Source organism: Enterococcus phoeniculicola ATCC BAA-412 (assembly GCF_000407505.1).
Lineage (GTDB): Bacteria > Bacillota > Bacilli > Lactobacillales > Enterococcaceae > Enterococcus_K > Enterococcus_K phoeniculicola.
Genome location: NZ_ASWE01000001.1, coordinates 63,351 through 80,754, shown reverse-complemented (window position 1 = coordinate 80,754; position 17,404 = coordinate 63,351). Strand labels below are relative to the sequence as shown.

20 protein-coding genes are annotated in these 17,404 nt (G+C 35.8%); 6 read left to right on the top strand and 14 right to left on the bottom strand.

Annotated elements, in window-relative coordinates:
• Nucleotides 1-2: 2 nt before the first annotated feature.
• The 9 genes from I589_RS00330 to comGA all read right to left on the bottom strand — a co-directional run bounded on the left by I589_RS00330 (nt 3) and on the right by comGA (nt 6,255).
• The gene (locus I589_RS00330; protein ID WP_010770140.1) at nt 3-1,436 is read right to left on the bottom strand and encodes a 6-phospho-beta-glucosidase; all 1,434 of its coding nucleotides are present in this window, start codon (nt 1,434-1,436) and stop codon (nt 3-5) included.
• Nucleotides 1,437-1,599: 163 nt separating this feature from the next.
• Complete coding sequence (locus I589_RS00325) at nt 1,600-2,319, bottom strand: MurR/RpiR family transcriptional regulator (RefSeq protein WP_010770141.1); 720 nt, start codon at nt 2,317-2,319, stop codon at nt 1,600-1,602.
• A 233-nt stretch (nt 2,320-2,552) separates the two neighbouring features.
• Nucleotides 2,553-2,918 carry a competence type IV pilus minor pilin ComGG gene (gene comGG, locus I589_RS18650; RefSeq protein WP_010770142.1) on the bottom strand — a complete coding sequence of 122 codons (366 nt, stop codon included), beginning with the start codon at nt 2,916-2,918 and terminating at the stop codon, nt 2,553-2,555.
• Nucleotides 2,872-3,309 carry a competence type IV pilus minor pilin ComGF gene (gene comGF, locus I589_RS00315; protein WP_010770143.1) on the bottom strand — a complete coding sequence of 146 codons (438 nt, stop codon included), beginning with the start codon at nt 3,307-3,309 and terminating at the stop codon, nt 2,872-2,874. Before comGF ends, comGG begins: the two co-directional genes overlap by 47 nt.
• The gene (locus tag I589_RS00310; RefSeq protein ID WP_034684195.1) at nt 3,290-3,478 is read right to left on the bottom strand and encodes a hypothetical protein; all 189 of its coding nucleotides are present in this window, start codon (nt 3,476-3,478) and stop codon (nt 3,290-3,292) included. The genes comGF and I589_RS00310 overlap by 20 nt, the downstream gene beginning before the upstream one ends.
• A 106-nt stretch (nt 3,479-3,584) precedes the next feature.
• Complete coding sequence (gene comGD, locus I589_RS00305; protein ID WP_010770145.1) at nt 3,585-4,025, bottom strand: competence type IV pilus minor pilin ComGD; 441 nt, start codon at nt 4,023-4,025, stop codon at nt 3,585-3,587.
• On the bottom strand, nt 4,022-4,309 hold the full coding sequence (gene comGC, locus I589_RS00300; RefSeq protein ID WP_010770146.1) for a competence type IV pilus major pilin ComGC: 288 nt from the start codon (nt 4,307-4,309) through the stop codon (nt 4,022-4,024). The genes comGD and comGC overlap by 4 nt, the downstream gene beginning before the upstream one ends.
• A 1-nt stretch (nt 4,310) precedes the next feature.
• On the bottom strand, nt 4,311-5,336 hold the full coding sequence (gene comGB, locus I589_RS00295) for a competence type IV pilus assembly protein ComGB (RefSeq protein ID WP_010770147.1): 1,026 nt from the start codon (nt 5,334-5,336) through the stop codon (nt 4,311-4,313).
• Nucleotides 5,305-6,255 carry a competence type IV pilus ATPase ComGA gene (gene comGA, locus I589_RS00290; protein WP_010770148.1) on the bottom strand — a complete coding sequence of 317 codons (951 nt, stop codon included), beginning with the start codon at nt 6,253-6,255 and terminating at the stop codon, nt 5,305-5,307. The genes comGB and comGA overlap by 32 nt, the downstream gene beginning before the upstream one ends.
• Before the next feature lie 417 nt (nt 6,256-6,672).
• Between comGA and I589_RS00285 the strand changes: the two genes are divergently transcribed.
• The 3 genes from I589_RS00285 (at nt 6,673) to I589_RS00275 (ending at nt 9,461) form a co-directional block, all read left to right on the top strand.
• On the top strand, nt 6,673-7,203 hold the full coding sequence (locus I589_RS00285; RefSeq protein ID WP_010770149.1) for an RNA polymerase sigma factor: 531 nt from the start codon (nt 6,673-6,675) through the stop codon (nt 7,201-7,203).
• A complete protein-coding gene (locus I589_RS00280; RefSeq protein WP_010770150.1) occupies nt 7,196-8,617 on the top strand; it encodes a hypothetical protein in 1,422 nt (473 codons plus the stop codon). Before I589_RS00285 ends, I589_RS00280 begins: the two co-directional genes overlap by 8 nt.
• 112 nt (nt 8,618-8,729) lie before the next feature.
• Nucleotides 8,730-9,461, top strand: a complete 732-nt coding sequence (locus tag I589_RS00275; RefSeq protein ID WP_010770151.1) for a C39 family peptidase — start codon at nt 8,730-8,732, stop codon at nt 9,459-9,461.
• 358 nt (nt 9,462-9,819) lie between these two features.
• Here I589_RS00275 and trmB read toward each other — a convergent pair whose 3' ends face one another.
• From trmB to I589_RS00255, 4 genes are all read right to left on the bottom strand, one after another.
• Nucleotides 9,820-10,473, bottom strand: coding sequence for a tRNA (guanosine(46)-N7)-methyltransferase TrmB (trmB, locus tag I589_RS00270; RefSeq protein WP_010770152.1), 654 nt, complete (start codon nt 10,471-10,473; stop codon nt 9,820-9,822).
• Between the two features lie 178 nt (nt 10,474-10,651).
• A complete protein-coding gene (locus tag I589_RS00265; RefSeq protein ID WP_010770153.1) occupies nt 10,652-11,431 on the bottom strand; it encodes a phosphotransferase family protein in 780 nt (259 codons plus the stop codon).
• 129 nt (nt 11,432-11,560) lie between these two features.
• On the bottom strand, nt 11,561-12,775 hold the full coding sequence (locus I589_RS00260) for an ABC transporter permease (protein WP_010770154.1): 1,215 nt from the start codon (nt 12,773-12,775) through the stop codon (nt 11,561-11,563).
• Nucleotides 12,768-13,505 carry an ABC transporter ATP-binding protein gene (locus I589_RS00255; RefSeq protein ID WP_010770155.1) on the bottom strand — a complete coding sequence of 246 codons (738 nt, stop codon included), beginning with the start codon at nt 13,503-13,505 and terminating at the stop codon, nt 12,768-12,770. The genes I589_RS00260 and I589_RS00255 overlap by 8 nt, the downstream gene beginning before the upstream one ends.
• A 240-nt stretch (nt 13,506-13,745) precedes the next feature.
• On the opposite strand from I589_RS00255, the gene I589_RS00250 reads away from it, so the two are divergent.
• The 3 genes from I589_RS00250 to I589_RS00240 all read left to right on the top strand — a co-directional run bounded on the left by I589_RS00250 (nt 13,746) and on the right by I589_RS00240 (nt 15,998).
• Entirely contained in the window at nt 13,746-14,180 is a 435-nt protein-coding gene (locus I589_RS00250) for an HIT family protein (protein WP_010770156.1), read from the top strand.
• Complete coding sequence (locus I589_RS00245; protein WP_010770157.1) at nt 14,173-14,574, top strand: YtxH domain-containing protein; 402 nt, start codon at nt 14,173-14,175, stop codon at nt 14,572-14,574. Before I589_RS00250 ends, I589_RS00245 begins: the two co-directional genes overlap by 8 nt.
• 377 nt (nt 14,575-14,951) lie before the next feature.
• Nucleotides 14,952-15,998, top strand: a complete 1,047-nt coding sequence (locus I589_RS00240; RefSeq protein WP_010770158.1) for a peptidylprolyl isomerase — start codon at nt 14,952-14,954, stop codon at nt 15,996-15,998.
• Nucleotides 15,999-16,458: 460 nt separating this feature from the next.
• Here the strand turns inward: I589_RS00240 and I589_RS00235 are convergent, their stop codons facing one another.
• Nucleotides 16,459-17,403: a 3'-5' exoribonuclease YhaM family protein gene (locus I589_RS00235; RefSeq protein WP_010770159.1), complete on the bottom strand. Its 945-nt coding sequence runs from the start codon at nt 17,401-17,403 to the stop codon at nt 16,459-16,461.
• Between the last annotated feature and the right edge of the window lies 1 nt (nt 17,404).

Genomic DNA, 17,404 nt, shown 5'->3' with positions numbered 1-17,404 from the left:
CTTTATTCCTCAGTTTGATTCTTAATCAGTTGTTTATACCACTCAAAAGAATCTTTCTTTCTACGTGCTAATGTCCCGTTTCCTTGATTATCTTTATCCACATAGATAAATCCGTAACGTTTTTCCATTTCGCCTGTTCCAAAACTGACAATATCAATAATTCCCCATGGTGTATACCCTAATAATTCAACACCATCAACATTCACTGCTAAAGCCATTTGGTCAATATGTTTTTGTAGATACTCTACTCGATACGGATCATGAATTTTTCCATCCTCTAACTTATCATAGGCGCCAAATCCATTTTCAACGATAAACATAGGTAAATTGTAACGTTCATAAATGATATTTAAGGTATAACGTAAGCCCACAGGATCAATCTGCCAGCCCCAATCACTTGCGGTTACATATGGGTTATTTACCATTTTCGCACCAGGGTATTCTTGAACAGGCTCTCCCTGAACATCCTCTAATGTAGTCACTGCACCTGACATATAGTAACTAAACCCAACGTAATCAACCTTTCCTTCTAGTAATGCGCTCTCTTCTTTCTCAGATATTTCGATGGTATAGCCTTTTTGCTGCCAATACTTGCGTGCATAAGAAGGAATTTTCCCACGAACATGAATATCAGAGTAAAAGAAGCGACGATTCATTACTTTTACAGAAGCCATTAAATCCTCAGGACGGCAAGAATACGGATAAACAGGAACGTATGCCATCATACAGCCGATTTGGAAATCTGGATTTATTTCATGTCCTAGCTTCACGACTTTTGCACTAGCTATTAATTCATTTAGTCCTGCTTGGAAAGTAATTTCTTCCTTATTCTCTCCTTCTTCAAAACGAATAGCTGAATTTGTCCATGTGTGTAGGTCATGCTGACCGTCCGCTTGATTATTTATTTCATTAAAGGTCATCCAATACTTCACTTTGTCTTTATATCTCGTCATCACCGTTTGGGCATAATGAACAAAGAAATCAATCACTTGCTTATTTCTAAATCCTCCATATGTTTCATACAAATGATAAGGAATTTCAAAATGAGATAACGTAATAACAGGTTGGATTCCATTAGCTAATAATTCATCAAACAAATCATCGTAAAATTGAAGACCTGCTTCATTTGGCTCACTCTCATCGCCCAATGGAAAAATTCTTGTCCAGTTAATCGATGTTCGAAACGCTTTCAATCCTAGTTCTTTAAATAGTTGAATATCCTCTTTATAGTGATGATAAAAATCTATCGCCTCATGATTCGGATAATTTTCTCCTTCAAGAACCCCTTCTGTAATTTTGCGAGCAACACCATTGGCTCCCGCAGTCATCACATCAGCAATGCTTACGCCCTTTCCGTCTTCATTCCATGCTCCTTCGACTTGATGAGCTGCCACTGCACCGTCCCATAAAAACTCTTTTGGAAATTGTTTAGTCATTACATGTTCACCTCGTTTAGTTGTTACTCACAGTATAGGGGCTGATTTTTTTGGTTTCAATATTCTACAGCCACTCTGGTTAAACAGTAAGCAAATAGAAAAAAACACCACGTTGGTACATGTCGTACCAGCGTGGTGCTAAAATATTTTTTCTTTTAGGTTTTCACTCTTGTAGTCTATTCGCTAACTGCTCAATTAAAAAGATGCATGGAATCTGACTCGTCAAGTCTTCATGTTTTTTTACACGCTTTATATCTACGTGATAATCTAAAACAAAATCGGACATTTTAGCAAGCGTAGAATTAATATCAGCCGTAATAGCAACTGTCGTAAAATCATCCTTATTCCGAAAACCATTCACAATCTCAACAACCTCATTTGTCATTCCGGAAACAGATAAAGTTACCAAAATATTATCGCTTGTATTTTTTAATTTTGACAGAATTGGATACGTAGGATCAATCAGAGCATAACTATTATAGCCAATCGATGCAAACCTTCGAGCAGCATATTCACAAATAGAACCTGAGGCACCAATCCCAAAAAAGACGATATTCTCACAATATTGAATCTTCTCAATAATCTGATTTAGCTTACTTTCAATGTTTCTAGGAAAATGATTTCTGCTTAATATATTTAACGCATCATCAAATCGGTCACTTTCAACAGATTCTACACTAAACTGACTGCGAAATTCAGTATAGCTTTCATAACCTAATTTACGGATTAATCGCATCACTGAAGAAGCAGACGTGTGGGATTCTTTTGCAATATCCCTCAATCGCATATAAGGAACTTTCTCTACATTACTACTCATATAGTGATAGATTGCCTGATCCGTATCAGATAATGAATTAAAATCAATATTTCCAAAGAAACCCATGTTCTCTCCCCCGTTTTCTGTAACGACTACATGACCATTACTATATATCATTCTAGCAAAAAATACTAGATTTTACGAAGGTTCTGTGGGAAAAATCATTCCCTTTCACTAGTAAAAATGATTGAGAAACTCTTTTATGAAAATCGGGTGCTCTTACTAAGATCAATAACATCTTTTTACAAAAAAGAGCAGAAATTATAAGTTGATTAGCCTATTTCGACTATTTCCGAAGCTCATTCTTTTTTGTCCATCACTTTTTCTTCAAAACGATAATACCCATTTTTCATCTTCACAATAATGATGACTTTTTCATTTGACTCTTCATAGCTCAATGTCCCTTTGTTGTACGTGCGTTTTCCCGTTGAGGCAAGCTCACTGTCTTTTGAATAATAGTCCATCAAAAATAGTTCCTTCATAATCTTTGCCTGATAAAGATTCGTTGTTCGTATCGTAAAGTCGCTTGTCAAACGTTCATCCTCTAGGACAAGAAGAAGTAAACAGCTCGTCAGGCTAAAAAACAAGAGTACAGAAAGAAAAATCCCTCCTCTATGCCTATGCTGTTGTCTGAATCTCCCATTGTCCCCACCGCTTATAGCCATTTAAAAATACCACCTCCAATTGAATCTGCTTTTTTTCTTTACGCAATGTAAATGAGGAAACGTCTGTTAACATTGGCTGATGTCCGCCATTTTTTCTTTTTCTAACCATCGTTTGATAAGGCTGGATCAATACCTCTTCTCCTCTCTCACTTTTCAAATAAAGCGTATTGTCTGCGACTTTTACAAAGTAATCATCCTTTAACTCGTACTCCAACTGAATCAAAAAAACCTCCCACTCTTTTTCCTTAGTTCGTTGTAATTGTTGCTGAATGACTTGGGTAATATGAACAAACTGTCCAATAAAAAGAAAAAGTGTACTTAAAATCATTAAAGCAATCAGACATTCCAAAAGAGTAAATCCAGAAAATGATTTATACGTTCGTTGATTCAATGCTCACTTGGTCCTTTCCAGAAATGATTTGCGCTGCCTGATGTGGTTGAGCTGTCAAACTAATCTGATACTTCCTAGAAAATGTCTTTTCTCTGTTGGTTTCGCCTTTATAGAATCGATAATCACGTGTTTCTTCATATAACACTCGATTCATTTCGATTATACGCATTTGGTCTTTCCCTCTTTGTACGAGTATGCTCTGCGTGTATAAAAAAGAAAGAATAATCGTTGTAAATAAGAAAAAAGAAAGTAATGCTTCCAAAAGAATGTATCCTCTATTCGATTTTTTTAATATATCTACCACTCCCGAGTTGAAACTGATAGCTAATCGTTTCCTTTTTTTCTTTCCAATAAAAACTCATTTTACTTAGGCTGCTGTTATTTCCTGAATTCATTGAAAAAACAAGCTTACTTGTCCCTGTATAGACCAACTCTTTAGGAATTATTAACAGCGACCAATCAATTCCCGTTGAAACTAGCGTCCGAAAATAAATGGAAGAATCCGTTATCTGCATTTCACTTGGAAGCATCCCTGTAATAGCCGCCTGTTGACTAGCCAGTATTCTCTTCTCTAAGCTGGCAAAGAATTGTTCGATTTCAATCTTATCCTGTAATCGAATAGTCGATAATGTAGGCAGTAAGGTGAAACTTGTGACAACGAAAAGAGTAATAAGTGATTCTACCAACGTAAATCCCCTTGCTTCCTTCTTTCTCACGGAGCTACTCCTTGAAGAGCATCATATTTTTCTTTTTGATCTTCTGTAATATACCCTTCTTTTACTAATGTTTCCGTATTAGGCAGCGCACTGTCCTTTTCAATAGAATACAGTTCCATCTGCGTCTCTACGACCTTTACAATTGCCTGATTGCTCTCTTCATTCACTGTTTCCTTATGTTTTGATAAGTTAGGGACAAACAAGAGAATCAGCACACTAATGATAAGCAAAACAATCAGCATCTCTATTAACGTGAATCCTGAGTAAGCTTTCTTATTTTTCATTTTATAAAACTCCTTCCATATTTCCATAAATTGGTAACAGCATGGCAGCGTAGATACTAATGATTAATAGCGCAATGAATAAGAAAATAAGCGGTTGAATCCATTGCAGGGCGCGCTCCACTTTCTTGAAAAATTCTTTCCACATAAACTCACTGTAAAAAAGCAGTTCTTCTCCTAGCCGTCCTTTGACCTCTCCTTGTAAAACAATCCGGCTCATTTCTTTTGTGAAAAATGAATAACCTTCTAATTGACCAGAGAGTGATTTCCCCAATTGAAGTGCTGATTGAAGATCCATTGCTAGCTCCTGCATAAGACTCCCCTTCTTAGTTACTGCCATACATTCAATAATTTGTTTTAGTTCTAGTCCTTCTTGAAAGAGCTTGCCCCATTCCAATGAAATGTAGGCTGAGAGGTAGGCTCTATAGAATCTTCCTACTCCCCAGATTTGACTATAGACCATTGCTTTTTGAAGAGCGGTTCGTTGACTCATGAATCCGCGAAATCCTATAACGATGACTCCACCCCCTAATAGCAAAAGGAAAAAATAGGTCGGTCCTTTTTCAATAAATTGAATACCTGGATGTTGCTTATCCACCATCCCAGATAAAAGCAGCTGAGGAAGAAGAACCTGCCGCATTCCCACAAGTACACCCGCCATAAATAAAAGCAAAAGTATGGGGTAACTACATAGCTTAAAGAAATTTTTTCGCTGTGTTTCCAACAATTTCATCTGTTGCGCCATTGAATAGAGTGTTCCTGTAAAATTTCCATGGACTTGAGCAAGCTGAATCTGCACCACCTGCTGCGGACTAAACTCTGCAGCAAAAAAGCAATCTGCTAGACTCCATCCTCCAACAAGGTGCTGTTCGAATTTCGTCAGCATAGATTCCGAAAACTGATTCATTTTTTTTATAAAGCCTAATGCCTCTTGAACACTAAACCCATTTTGAAGAAGCTCAGAAAAAAATAATAAAAACAACTGCTGTTGACTTTTCTTATTCTTTTTCCAGTTCGTATATCTCCTCATGAATTCTCCCTTCTTCAAATAGACGCTTTAGTTGTGTGTTCCAATCAAATGCTGATTTTGACTCTTTAGAAACCAGCTGATAAGCGACTAGTCCTTTGACACATTCATCTGCCTCATCTGTAAGTAGACGCTGATAAATAATCCCTTGTAAACTGTTTTGAATTTCTTCTGTAGACTGGACTAATTCCACTAAGCGCTCTCTCACACCCAATAGACTTTTAGCATGGATGGTGGCGTAAACCCGATGTCCGGTCAGTGCTGCACGAATAGCAGCCTTCGCTGTCTGCTGATCTCGAATCTCGCCAATAATGAGAATATCTGGATGATGCCTTAAAGAAAGCTTTATCAGTGTTTCATAGTCCTGTTTAATTTTTTGATTAATTTGCAGCTGTAAAAACTGCGTCTCCTCAATCTCAACAGGATCTTCAATTGTAATCACTTGTATTCCCAGCTTTCTAGCTAAGGTGTACATGAGTGTTGTTTTTCCTGATCCTACCGGTCCCCCAAATAGATAAAGACCTCTACGATTTGTTTTAATTTGTAAGCCTTGTACAACTTCAGGAAAAAAATAGAGTAGCGTATTCTTTTCAAATGGATACAAGAACCGAAGAACCATACTTTCTTGCTGTTGATAATTTCCTACAGTAGAAATTCTTATTCGTTGCATTTCTTCATTTAATAGATACGTACATGCGCCTAGCTGCGCTTTCCTTTTTTCGCCAACATCCATTTGACCTAAATACTTAAATCGGCTAATCAACTGCTCCGCGATTTCTATCTCCAGTATTTGATAAACATTACGATAGTTATTTTTCCGAAAAATAACTTGATACTGCCCTCCTTTAGGTAATAGATACACATCTTGAATTCTTTTTTTCTTTCCCCTAGCTACGATTTCGTCTGATAGTTGTTGAACCATAGTTTCCCTCCTCATTCTTTACATACGCAAAAAATCAGTTATCTCGGAAAAATAGAAAAACTCTTTTCAACTTCTACGTAAAAAGTGCAGATGCTTATTCATTTTTGAGAAGGGTTTGTCCCGACCCTTTATTCTCCAATGAAAACTTTTTTAATAGAAACAAGATTCACAGTAAAGCAAAGAGGGAATCAACTAACTGGGAGCTATATATTTATAAAAATTTTTTTGCTATTCTTATCTTTCGAGCAAGAACAGAACAAAAAAATCAGCAATAGAAGAGGGTAAAACATAAATAGCTCCTTCCCTGGATCAACAATCTTTTTTTCAATTAATCAAATTTTTTTTGAAATTCTGTCACCTTTTTCTTGTCTGAAACGTCATATAGAGTGTACCTACATAGAAAGGAGGGATATTCCCATGATAAAAGATGTTTCAAATGAACACTTTTTTGAAGAGCTTTATCTTGAATATGAACAAAAAATTTATTTTTTAGCTTATTCAATCATAAATAATGAACAGCAAGCTGAAGATATTACCCAAGATGTATTTGAGCAGCTTTTTGAACAGCTTTCCACTTTAAAAACCTATGATTCTCTCACACGTAAAAAGTATATATTGCGCATCTCTAAAAATAGAGCAATTGATTATTACAGAAAAAATAAAGTAGAGCTGAATTACAAAGAAAATTTATTTCCAAAAAATGAAGAGCCTGTAAATAACGTAGAAATTTATTTTGACAGCTTAATTTCAGAAGAGCAGTTCAATCGTGTAACAGCAAACTTAAAAGACTCCTATCTTAATGTTTTTATGTATCGAATTTATTATGGCCTATCTGGTAAAGAAACTGCAGAATTAATGAATATCCGAGTAGACACTGTAAAAAAACAATTAGAACGAGCGAAAAAAAAAGTGAAAGAAATTTTGGAAGGAGAACTTAAAGATGGTTAAACAAACAAATGAAGAAAAAAAATTGAAACAAATATCCGAGCGAATTGCACTAAAAACATTTGATGAGCCTACAGAAACACATGAATTTTCAGATACTTATAATAAACGAAAAGAGGAGTTATTAAAAAAAGTGAAAAAATCTTCTAAAAAAACAAAAAAATATTCTACTAAGAAACTGTTTCTTGCCGCAGCTGCCGCATTGTTTATTATTCCATCAACTGTTTACGCTGCAAACGAATTGTACCAATGGATTGTGAAACAAAACGACTATAAAGTGACCTTATCCGTAGATAATCAGTCAACAAATGAAACAAACAACAATTATTACAAATTAAAGTTAGACTACCTGCCCGATGATATGGTTCCTGATAAAAATGCAGATGATAAATATTCTTACAAAGACAACTTAAGTAAAGGTGGTTTATCCTTTCTTTTATGGAAAGTTCAAACATCAGCTGATTTTGATGTTCTCTATTCTGAAGATACGCAAGAAGCAACCTTTAATAATCATCGAACTTTGATTGTTAATAAAACGAGTCTAAAAAATGAGGGCTTTACAAAAGAGGTATTCGTCCTATTTGAAAAAGAAGGGTATGTACTGCAAGCTTATGTCGGAAATGATGTACCAGAAGAGGACTTAACAAATATTTTAAGTCACTTATCCTTAAAAGAAAGCTCAAAAGAAGAGGCTTCAACAACAGTTGATTTTAATGATTATAAAGAGCGTCTGAACGAACCAGGAATAGTTACTCCTGAAGTTGAAGGACTACCTGCTAATAGTTCCAATATTCATCATATTGGAGATACTGTATCAATAAATATTCCAAATGATCCTGAATTTAAAACAAAAATAAACTATACCATTAATTCTGTGGAGGTTTTTGATTCCATTCATGATTACCAAACAGAGAAGTTTCAGGATTTCTCATTGGAAATTCTGAAAGAAAATCAGCTTGTTAATAAAGAGGGGCAATTACTTCCCTTTAATCAGCGAATAATCTCCCGTGGTAATGGAGAAACCACCATAGATAAAGTAGAAAGCACTCAACAAATGACACCAAAATTTGTTTTTGTGACAGCGGAAATTGAAAATCCCAGCAATCAACCAATCTCTGACCTAATGCTACAGAATGCACCACAACTTTTAGAGAACAAAGATGGCAATTGGTTCCCTGTATCAGAAAATAAAGAAGTGACAGCTTACACAGGTGAAGTAGATTATTTAGATGCTCATGGAGAAGGCTCGCATTTTTATCATCTACCAACTATTTCAGCAAAAGAAAAATTAACCATTCATTATGGTTTCTTCGTTGATCAAGATCAATTGTCAAAACTATTCTTACCTGTATTTTATTATGATAACTTTTTGAATCTAAACCAACCTAATCTAAATTTTTATGATATTAGACAATAGTTGCCCAAATCATTCTTCTATCCAAATGATAAAAGAATGAATGTGACAAGTAAGCTTCAAGATAACAAATTTGAAGCTTACTTGATAGATTTCATGGAAAGGAGTCGATCGTTTGGCAAATAAAAAAATTCTTTCTTTTTTTATTACTCTAATTTTATGCAGTATTCTAACACTCTCCTTATTCAATACACTAACGTTTACAACTTCAACAAAGAAAGTAGCAGCTCCAACAAAAGAAGTAGCAACTGCGTTTATTGATGTGCCTTTAGAAAATCAAAACGAAGGACAGCCACTTGGTAATGGGTGTGAAATAACTTCTTTATCAATGCTACTGCGATATTATGGCTATGCAACGAACAAAAACCAGTTAGCTGAATTACTAGAGTATGTTCCTGTTAAGGTTACAAACGAGCTATATGGGAATCCACATGATGGATTTGTTGGAGATATTTCAGGAGGGTTTGATGCTATGGGCGTTGCGGTTGAGCCTATTGCTAAAGTAGCGCAGACAATTGTTCAAGATGAGTATACTGTAATGACAGAGAAACATTTATCTTTTAAGGATTTAGAAAAACTCATCCAGAAAAAAATTCCGGTCTGGGTACAAACCACCGTTGAATTTCAGATTCCGCAAGCTTCCGATTTTCGCATATGGAACACTTCAAGTGGAGAAGTTCAAGTGACTCCTCTTTGCCATACTGTCGTTATTACTGGGGTAGATTCAAAATTTGTCTATGTGAATGATCCCTTTGGCTTTAAACATCGCGCTGTCGATAAAGAACAGTTTAAAACAATTTATCAACTAGTAGGAGAAGAATCCTTATATCTTCTTCCCACGAAATAAATCGCTTCACTCGAGATTGTAGAAGCAATTCAATTAAAGGAACCTACGCTATTCACACACAAAGTGACACGTACAGAAGCTCCAGTACAGAAGACAGAAGCACCAAATGGACTAATGAGAGAAAAAATGTGTGGGACTTGCGTTCTGAGACGCACAAAATAGAAGACCAAAAATCCTTTTACGATTTTCAGTCTTCTATTTTTGATTCTTCAGAGTCTTCTCTTTGTTTATTTTCTCCATTATTGCCCACATTCACAGTCATTAGAGAAAAATAAATTTCAATATACGTCTGGTTTCATTCACCAGACATCTAGTCACAAAACAAGCCTCTTCTTATTTCCCTTTATCGATTCATTATCTATTTTTTTGTTTTATCCTGAAAACGTGCTTCTACACGGTAGATTCGCTGTCCACGCGAAGAAAATTTTTCTTCATATTCTGTCATAATATTTCCTTCGTAATCGCTGTGATGGAGGTCTAACCAGACTTTTTGTATAATCATTCCATACTGAGAAAAGCTAGCTAGGGAATATTCAAACAGTCCTTGATTATCTGTTTTAAAATGAATTTCTCCATTTGGCTTTAGAATCTGTTCATCTGTAGCTAAAAATGTTTTAAACGTTAAGCGACGTTTCTCATGTCTTGTTTTAGGCCATGGATCAGAAAAGTTTAAATAGATTTGATCCACTTCATTATCGGCAAAATAATTGGTTAACGCTGAACCATCCACATGAAGTAATTGTAAATTAGAGATGTTGGCTTCAACCAGCCGGTCAAGTGCCATAGAAACGACACTCACTTGCATCTCTACACCAATATAATTAATTTCTGGATGAGCCTTTGCCATCTCCGTAATAAATTGTCCTTTTCCGGTTCCTATTTCTATATGAATCGGATTTTGATTGCCAAATCGTTCATGCCAGCGCCCTTTCCATTCTTCAGGATTTTGTGCCACATAATTGGGATAAGCAGCTAATAATTCATCTGCTCCTTGACGATATCTTACACGCATATTTCTATTCCTCGCTTTTCAAAATTATTCATTTTTCTACAGTAAAAGGCGAACAAGCTTGGGAACCAAATACTCCCCCAAGCCTGCAATGCCTTATCTGAATACTCATCATTCATTTTTATTATTTTTTTCAATTTATTGCCTTCACAATGAACCAAATTTCGTTTTCTTTAACCATTTATCCACTAAAAATTCGCTTCAGCTGCAGAATTTCAGCGTTCATTCGCTTGAAGTCATTTCTCTTGTATAAACGAGAAACTTCCTGTAAAAGATTCATCACCGCATACCAGTGCATACGCTCAAGTGTCTCATCAGTAGAACGAATACCATAGCTCACTAGCCATTGACTCCAGTTAGATAAAGGGACATAGTGACCTAAAATCGTACCTATATCTACTGCTGGATCTGCAAACATAATCGAATCCCAGTCAACAAGGTAAAGATAATTTTGACAAACCATCCAATTTCTGTGATTCACATCACCATGAACCACTGTATATAGCTCTTGTTTATACGTAGGCATTTGCCTCATCAAGTAGCGTAAAACTAATGCCAAAAATTTATTTTGTTTAATCCCGTCAGGCATTTGCTGTTGATACTCCTTCAACATCAGCTCTGGCGTAACAATCTTCCCGCCAATTCGTCCCATCATCGTCTTTAATGTCGCTGAATGGTGAAGGTGATACAGCACATCAATCACATCATTTCGACGACCGATTTCATCAGGAGTCAGAATTCTACCTTCCATCCACTCCTGTGCGGTTAACGTATCCCCATTGCCTGTTCGTTTCGTCCAAACAAGCTTTGGCGTAATGCCTTCTCTAGAAAGAGCAGCCAGCATGGGGGTCGTATTGCGTTTAATGAACACACGGTCATTGTCGCGAATACCTATATATGTTTTTCCTGTGTCCCCTTTGATTGGGCGGACTCGCCACTCTTGGTCCAACTGAAACTCCATCGGTACTGTCTCCTGTCTTCTAGTTTTCGCAGTATCTACTATTCTATCGTCCTAAAACATCACCGTCAAGCCTATATCCTGCCATTTCCACCGAAACCAATAAGAAATCCACCTAAGAGCCACTAGATATTAGTTTTCCATCTTTTTTATTCGAGAAGAAACGTAAAGTTTTGTAAAAGCAAGTGTAACAAGAAGATAGATTCCCGCAGCCATTCCCGCCTGTTGAACGTTTTTTAAACCAATCCATGCAAATAAGCCAAAAATAACTGCTGCTACAAGAAGCAATAAACCAATTAACGATTGAATTGCTCGCCCTTTTTGCTCTTTTGGAACTGGATAAAGCTGGGTAAGTACCATGTAGTGAAACTGATTGTATAAAGGAATCAACTGAAAACCAATTAAATAAAGAAATACACTACCCAGCCCTACGCTAAACCAGAATGAATTTAGAAAATATAAGAATAAACTACCAATAAAAACCAGTCTCAAATATAACCCGCTAAACTCTGAGCCACGTACCATTCGCCGAACATACAAATATAAATAGGTGTTTTTTTGTTGAATAGAGAGTTTATTTAATAAACCATCTAAATACTTTCTTCGTTTTACCGTTGCAGTAATTTCAGGAACATCTGTAAATAAATTGATAAACTGATACAAACGATGAAGTCTATTTTGCTCTTTTTTCACCATTTCTTCCCAGTCTAGTCCCACAGAAAGTCGTTTCCAATAAAGTATATAAAAACAAACTGCCTGAAGGAGCCCAAGCCCTGTTCCTACCCAAGAAAACGTATAGACACTCACCAAAAGAATCACAATAGTTGTCAGTAGCCAAAGAATCTGACTCTGTTTTTTCTTTGCATTGGTTACTTGATAAATTCCATAACGCTGTACATGAAGCTGACTAATTTTTAAGCTCCAGAGCATCAACAAAAACCAGATGAATTCACTAAATTGGAAGCCTCCCGCTACCACTAACAGGGGCATTAAAAAACCACAGACAAGGACTAGTAGCACAAACGGGAAAATACAAGAATAAGTAAAGCTGCGTTTAAAATAGTCTGTCATTTTATTCTCTTTTGGAAGCAAAAAGACCATATCTGCAGGTTCAGCTAATGTAACAAAGCTGCCACTGTACAGACTTAGCAACCACACAAACGCAACAATGCCACTTCCCCAGAAAAAATCTTCAGGCAAAGTTTTTAAAAGGTTCGAGTAGTAAAAACCGACACCACCAAATAAGAAGAGACACACTAAGACAAAGTGATCATTAAAAACATATCGCATGTAGCGCATCATGTGCTTTTGATGACGTGCTAAGCGTTTTTGAAAAAACTCACTCATCATCTTGCTCCTTTGTTAATGCCACATAGATTTCATCTAACGAAGAATCAGGCAATTGAAATTCTTGGCGAAGTTCAGCCATTGTTCCTTGTGCACGTACTTCTCCATTGTGCAACACAACAAATCGATTACAGTACTTCTCTGCCGTCGCCAAAATATGTGTAGACATAAGAATTGCGGCCCCTTCGCGACGCATCTCATCCATTAATTCTAGCAAGGCATGGATTGCTAACGGGTCAAGACCTAAAAATGGTTCATCAATAATATACAAGCTAGGCTCAATCAAAAAAGCACAAAGAACCATTACTTTTTGTTTCATTCCTTTAGAAAAATTGGCTGGAAACCACTCCAGCTTATTTTCTAACCGAAATGTTTTTAACAATTTTTCTGCCCGTTGAAATGCTACTTCAATTGGAATATCATAAGCCATCGCTGTTACTTCAATATGTTCCTTCAACGTCAACTCTTCATACAAGGAAGGAGTTTCTGGAATATACCCGATTTTTTTACGATACTCCTCAGGCTGTGTCTTTAGCCCAAGCCCATCAATAGTAATTTTCCCTTTTTGAGGTGTTAGCAAACCAATCACATTTTTAATTGTTGTACTCTTACCAGCACCATTTAATCCAATCAAACCTACCATTTCGCCATTGTTTACATCAAAGCTTATATCTTTTAAGACTGGGATATGACCATATCCACCGGTCACCTGTTCTATTTTCAAACTCATTTTCGTTCCTCCAGTTTTTCATTAAGATTATTATAACATCTTACGTATCGACTTTCTTACTATTTTTTTGGCGCTTTCTGAGCAAAAATAAATTTCTTCCTTCCACCTATGCACTTGTTTTACCATCATCTCATACTTTTTTAACTTCCCTGTCCATTTCGCTTACAAGTTTTCCAAGTTGTGGTAAAGTTACCTTATTAAGAAATTTTGACTTGCGTCATTTACGAAAGGATGTTCTTCATGGAAAATTGTATTTTTTGTAAGATTATTAATCAAGAAATTCCAAGCTACAAAGTATATGAGGATGAGCTTGTTTATGCATTTTTAGACATTTCACAAGTCACAAAAGGGCATACTCTTGTGATTCCTAAAACACACGTAACTGATTTATTTGACTATGATGCACAGCTTGCTTCTGATCTTTTTTCCCGTATCCCTAAAATTGCCAAAGCAATCGAAAAGGCCTTTCCTGAAATGGAAGGATTGAATATGGTGAACAACAATAAAGCACTAGCTTACCAGTCTGTATTCCACTCACATGTACATCTTATTCCGCGTTACAGCAAAAATGATGATTTCTCGATGCATTTTGGTAACCACCAAGCAGATTACCAAAGTGATGAGTTAAAACAAATTGCGGAAACTATTGCAAAGCAGGTGGAAACAAATGATTAAAAACTTTATGAAGGGACTCCTTTTTGGTAGTCTTACTGGAGCTGCTGCAGGTCTTTTATTTGCGCCTAACAGTGGGAAAAAAACGCGTGAAAAAATTATTTCTGAAATTGATGAAACAACAAACTTAACATTAGATGTGAATGAAAGTCTTGCTCAATTCAAGGAAGCGTTGATTGTAACAAAGGAAACTGCTGCAGAGCTACTTCCTGTTTTCCAAAGCGGTATCGAAAAAGACATTGAAAATTTCCAGTTTCAAGCAGAACCACGAATTGCTAAAATTCAGGAGCAAATTGATAAGCTGAGTGATGAACTTACTCAACTTACAGACGAATTCTCTGAGACTCAGGAATCAGACAACCCTACCCAACGATTTCATTTAAATCGTCCAAAATAAAAGAATTACATCGTATTTTTGGAACCAATATCAAAAGAAAAACTGAGGGATAGTTACCATATTTAGGTAGCTATCCACTCAGTTTTCTTTTTAACTATTCCGTGTACTCAATTTTTTAAATTTCCTGTGAGAATCCTCTAAAAGCTCTTTTCGAGAAATTTTTTACAACTTTTAAGATATGTCTTTTTGCATATATTTCGTCCATTTTCAATCATTTATTTATAAAAAAGCAAGTTTTCCTTAAAAAATATGTTTTTACTATGAATTTTATTTGAAACTATCCCTCACACTATTTCTTTTATAAAAAAGAGTGTGGTATAGTATTACTTGTGATTATCGCAAATAAATATATAAATAAGTAGGAGTGCTAAAACAAGATGAAGAAAAAAATAACCTTAGCTATAGCAGCTGCATTAAGCGTATTTATGCTAGCAGCATGTTCAAATGGATCAAACAAAGATATCGCAACAATGAAAGGTTCTACTATTACTGTAGAAGACTTTTACAATGAAGCAAAATCTCAACCAGAAGCATCAAGTAAAACTGTTCTTACAAACTTAATTCTAAATGAAGTGTTAGAAAAGTCTTACGGTGAGAAAGTAACGGACAAAAAAGTAGATGAATTATTCAAAGCAGAAGAAAAAACATATGGTGATAACTTTGAATCTGCTCTAGCACAATCTGGTTACACAAAGAAAACTTACCGTGCGTTATTAAAACAACAACAACTCGTTGATGTTGCGCTACGTGCACATGTAAAACTAACGGATGCTGATAAAAAAGCAGCATGGGAATCTTTCCATCCAGAAGTAGAAGCACAAGTGATTGTTTCCTCTACTGAAGAAGATGCAAATGCAATTAAAAAGGAATTAGATAATAAAGGTGATTTCACAAAAATTGCTAAAGAAAAATCAATTGATACAAAGACAAAAGAAGATGGCGGAAAAATCAAATTTGATTCTCAATCAACAAATATTCCGCAAACAGTTGCTGCTGAAGCCTTCAAATTAAAAGATGGTGAAGTTTCTGATGTTCTTACGTATACAAACAGCTCAACTGGACAATCAACTTATTACATTGTAAAAATGACTAAAAACAAAGCAAAAGGCAACGACATGAAGCCTTATGAAAAAGAAATTAAAGAAATCGCAACAAAAACCCAAATTTCTGATCAACAATTCGTTTTAAAATCTATCGGTGAAGAATTAATCAAAGCAAATGTGAAAATCAAAGATGATGCATTTAAAGATATCTTGTCACAATTTACAGCTGCTGCTGAAACAAAAGAATCAAGCACAACCGAATCTTCAAGTAAGACAACTGAAAGCTCATCAAAAACTAAAGAATCAAGTAGTACAAAAGAATCAGAAACTGAAAAATCAACTGATTCAAGCAAAACTGAAGAAAGCTCTTCAGCTGAATAATCACAACAAACAGCTAAGACCATCAAGCAATTACGGCTTGATGGTCTTTTTTGAGGCTTTTCGTCATGGGATATTGATGAAATTCAGATTTTTTGTGGCACTCTGAGTAACATCTTTAGAAAGATTTCTACAAAAAAATAAGGTCGGGACAGAAGTGTTTAGCTCCGAGAAATAAGAAGGAATTCACGAAGATTGTTCCTCAAATCTTTGGGAATTTCAGCTTATTTTCGAAGGAGTTGCTTCTGTTCCCGCCGTTTATTAAGAGTTTACAAAGGTGTGGAATAACTTAATTAGTTATGTCCCACCTTCATCTCTTTACTCAATAAAATTTGGAAAGAAAAGTGTTCAGCTTCTACCAGACTTTTAGTCAAAATGAAGGCTGAGAACCATTTTACTTTCAAAGACTAAACCTTCCAAGCCCATTTTTAGCTTCTTTCACTTTTTGAGCAAAAAATTATTTTCAAATTTCTTTTGGCACATAGAAACTTCGATTGTCCATTCCAAAAATTCGATCTGTATATTCTCCAGGGGTTGTTTGACGAATCGACGTCAACATCATTTGCATAGAAGCGTCCATGTTGTCAATTTGATGGAGAATTTCTGCTTCCATAATTCTTGGTCGGACAGGTGAACCATACTCCAGCAATCCGTGATGAGCAAGTACCATGTGGCGCAAGACAACAACATCCTCAGCGGTCTCATCAATTTTCAGTTCAAGACATGCCTTTGTGATTTCTTCATCCACTAACACCAAATGCCCAACTAAATTTCCAGCTAGCGTATACTCTGTAGACATTGGTCCTGTTAACTCAATGACTTTCCCTAAATCATGGAGAATAATTCCTGCATAAAGAAGAGAATGATTTATTTCAGGATATTCTTTCGCAATTGCTTTTCCTAAACGGAGCATCGTAATTGTATGATAGGCAAGTCCGCTAGCAAACGCATGATGATTTCTTTTTGCTGCTGGGTAATCAAAAAATTGTTTTTGATATTTTGTTAGTAGATAGCGCACAATTCGATTCCAGTGTGCATTCGTTATTTCAAATAACGTTTTGCTGATTTCTTCTTCCATCTCTTCTTTTTTTAGTGGGGCACGTTCCATAAATAACGTAGGTTCAGCAGGTTCTCCGGGATTAGGCAAGCGCAGATTCAAAATTTTCACTTGCGGATTTCCTTGATAGACTTCTCTTTTCCCAATAAGTGACACTACTTTTCCTGCTGTAAACGCCTCAATATCCTCTTCAGAAGCCCCCCAATATTTCCCGTCAATAGTCCCAGATGTATCTTGGAAAGTAAAAGCAATAAATTTCTTATTGTTTTTTGCAAGACGAACATCTGCATTTTTTATTAGTACAAGCATTTCAAATTGATCATCCACAGATAATTCACGAATTTTTTTCATA

Excerpts from the sequence above, each read along its gene's own strand:
- I589_RS00330 (WP_010770140.1), bottom strand. The coding sequence starts at position 1,436 with ATGACTAAACAATTTCCAAAAGAGTTTTTATGGGACGGTGCAGTGGCA.
- I589_RS00325 (WP_010770141.1), bottom strand. The coding sequence starts at position 2,319 with ATGGGTTTCTTTGGAAATATTGATTTTAATTCATTATCTGATACGGAT.
- comGG (WP_010770142.1), bottom strand. The coding sequence starts at position 2,918 with ATGGCTATAAGCGGTGGGGACAATGGGAGATTCAGACAACAGCATAGG.
- I589_RS00310 (WP_034684195.1), bottom strand. The coding sequence starts at position 3,478 with ATGCGTATAATCGAAATGAATCGAGTGTTATATGAAGAAACACGTGAT.
- comGC (WP_010770146.1), bottom strand. The coding sequence starts at position 4,309 with ATGAAAAATAAGAAAGCTTACTCAGGATTCACGTTAATAGAGATGCTG.
- comGB (WP_010770147.1), bottom strand. The coding sequence starts at position 5,336 with ATGAGGAGATATACGAACTGGAAAAAGAATAAGAAAAGTCAACAGCAG.
- comGA (WP_010770148.1), bottom strand. The coding sequence starts at position 6,255 with ATGGTTCAACAACTATCAGACGAAATCGTAGCTAGGGGAAAGAAAAAA.
- I589_RS00285 (WP_010770149.1), top strand. The coding sequence starts at position 6,673 with ATGATAAAAGATGTTTCAAATGAACACTTTTTTGAAGAGCTTTATCTT.
- I589_RS00280 (WP_010770150.1), top strand. The coding sequence starts at position 7,196 with ATGGTTAAACAAACAAATGAAGAAAAAAAATTGAAACAAATATCCGAG.
- trmB (WP_010770152.1), bottom strand. The coding sequence starts at position 10,473 with ATGCGTGTAAGATATCGTCAAGGAGCAGATGAATTATTAGCTGCTTAT.
- I589_RS00265 (WP_010770153.1), bottom strand. The coding sequence starts at position 11,431 with ATGGAGTTTCAGTTGGACCAAGAGTGGCGAGTCCGCCCAATCAAAGGG.
- I589_RS00260 (WP_010770154.1), bottom strand. The coding sequence starts at position 12,775 with ATGAGTGAGTTTTTTCAAAAACGCTTAGCACGTCATCAAAAGCACATG.
- I589_RS00255 (WP_010770155.1), bottom strand. The coding sequence starts at position 13,505 with ATGAGTTTGAAAATAGAACAGGTGACCGGTGGATATGGTCATATCCCA.
- I589_RS00250 (WP_010770156.1), top strand. The coding sequence starts at position 13,746 with ATGGAAAATTGTATTTTTTGTAAGATTATTAATCAAGAAATTCCAAGC.
- I589_RS00245 (WP_010770157.1), top strand. The coding sequence starts at position 14,173 with ATGATTAAAAACTTTATGAAGGGACTCCTTTTTGGTAGTCTTACTGGA.
- I589_RS00240 (WP_010770158.1), top strand. The coding sequence starts at position 14,952 with ATGAAGAAAAAAATAACCTTAGCTATAGCAGCTGCATTAAGCGTATTT.
- I589_RS00235 (WP_010770159.1), bottom strand. The coding sequence starts at position 17,403 with ATGAAAAAAATTCGTGAATTATCTGTGGATGATCAATTTGAAATGCTT.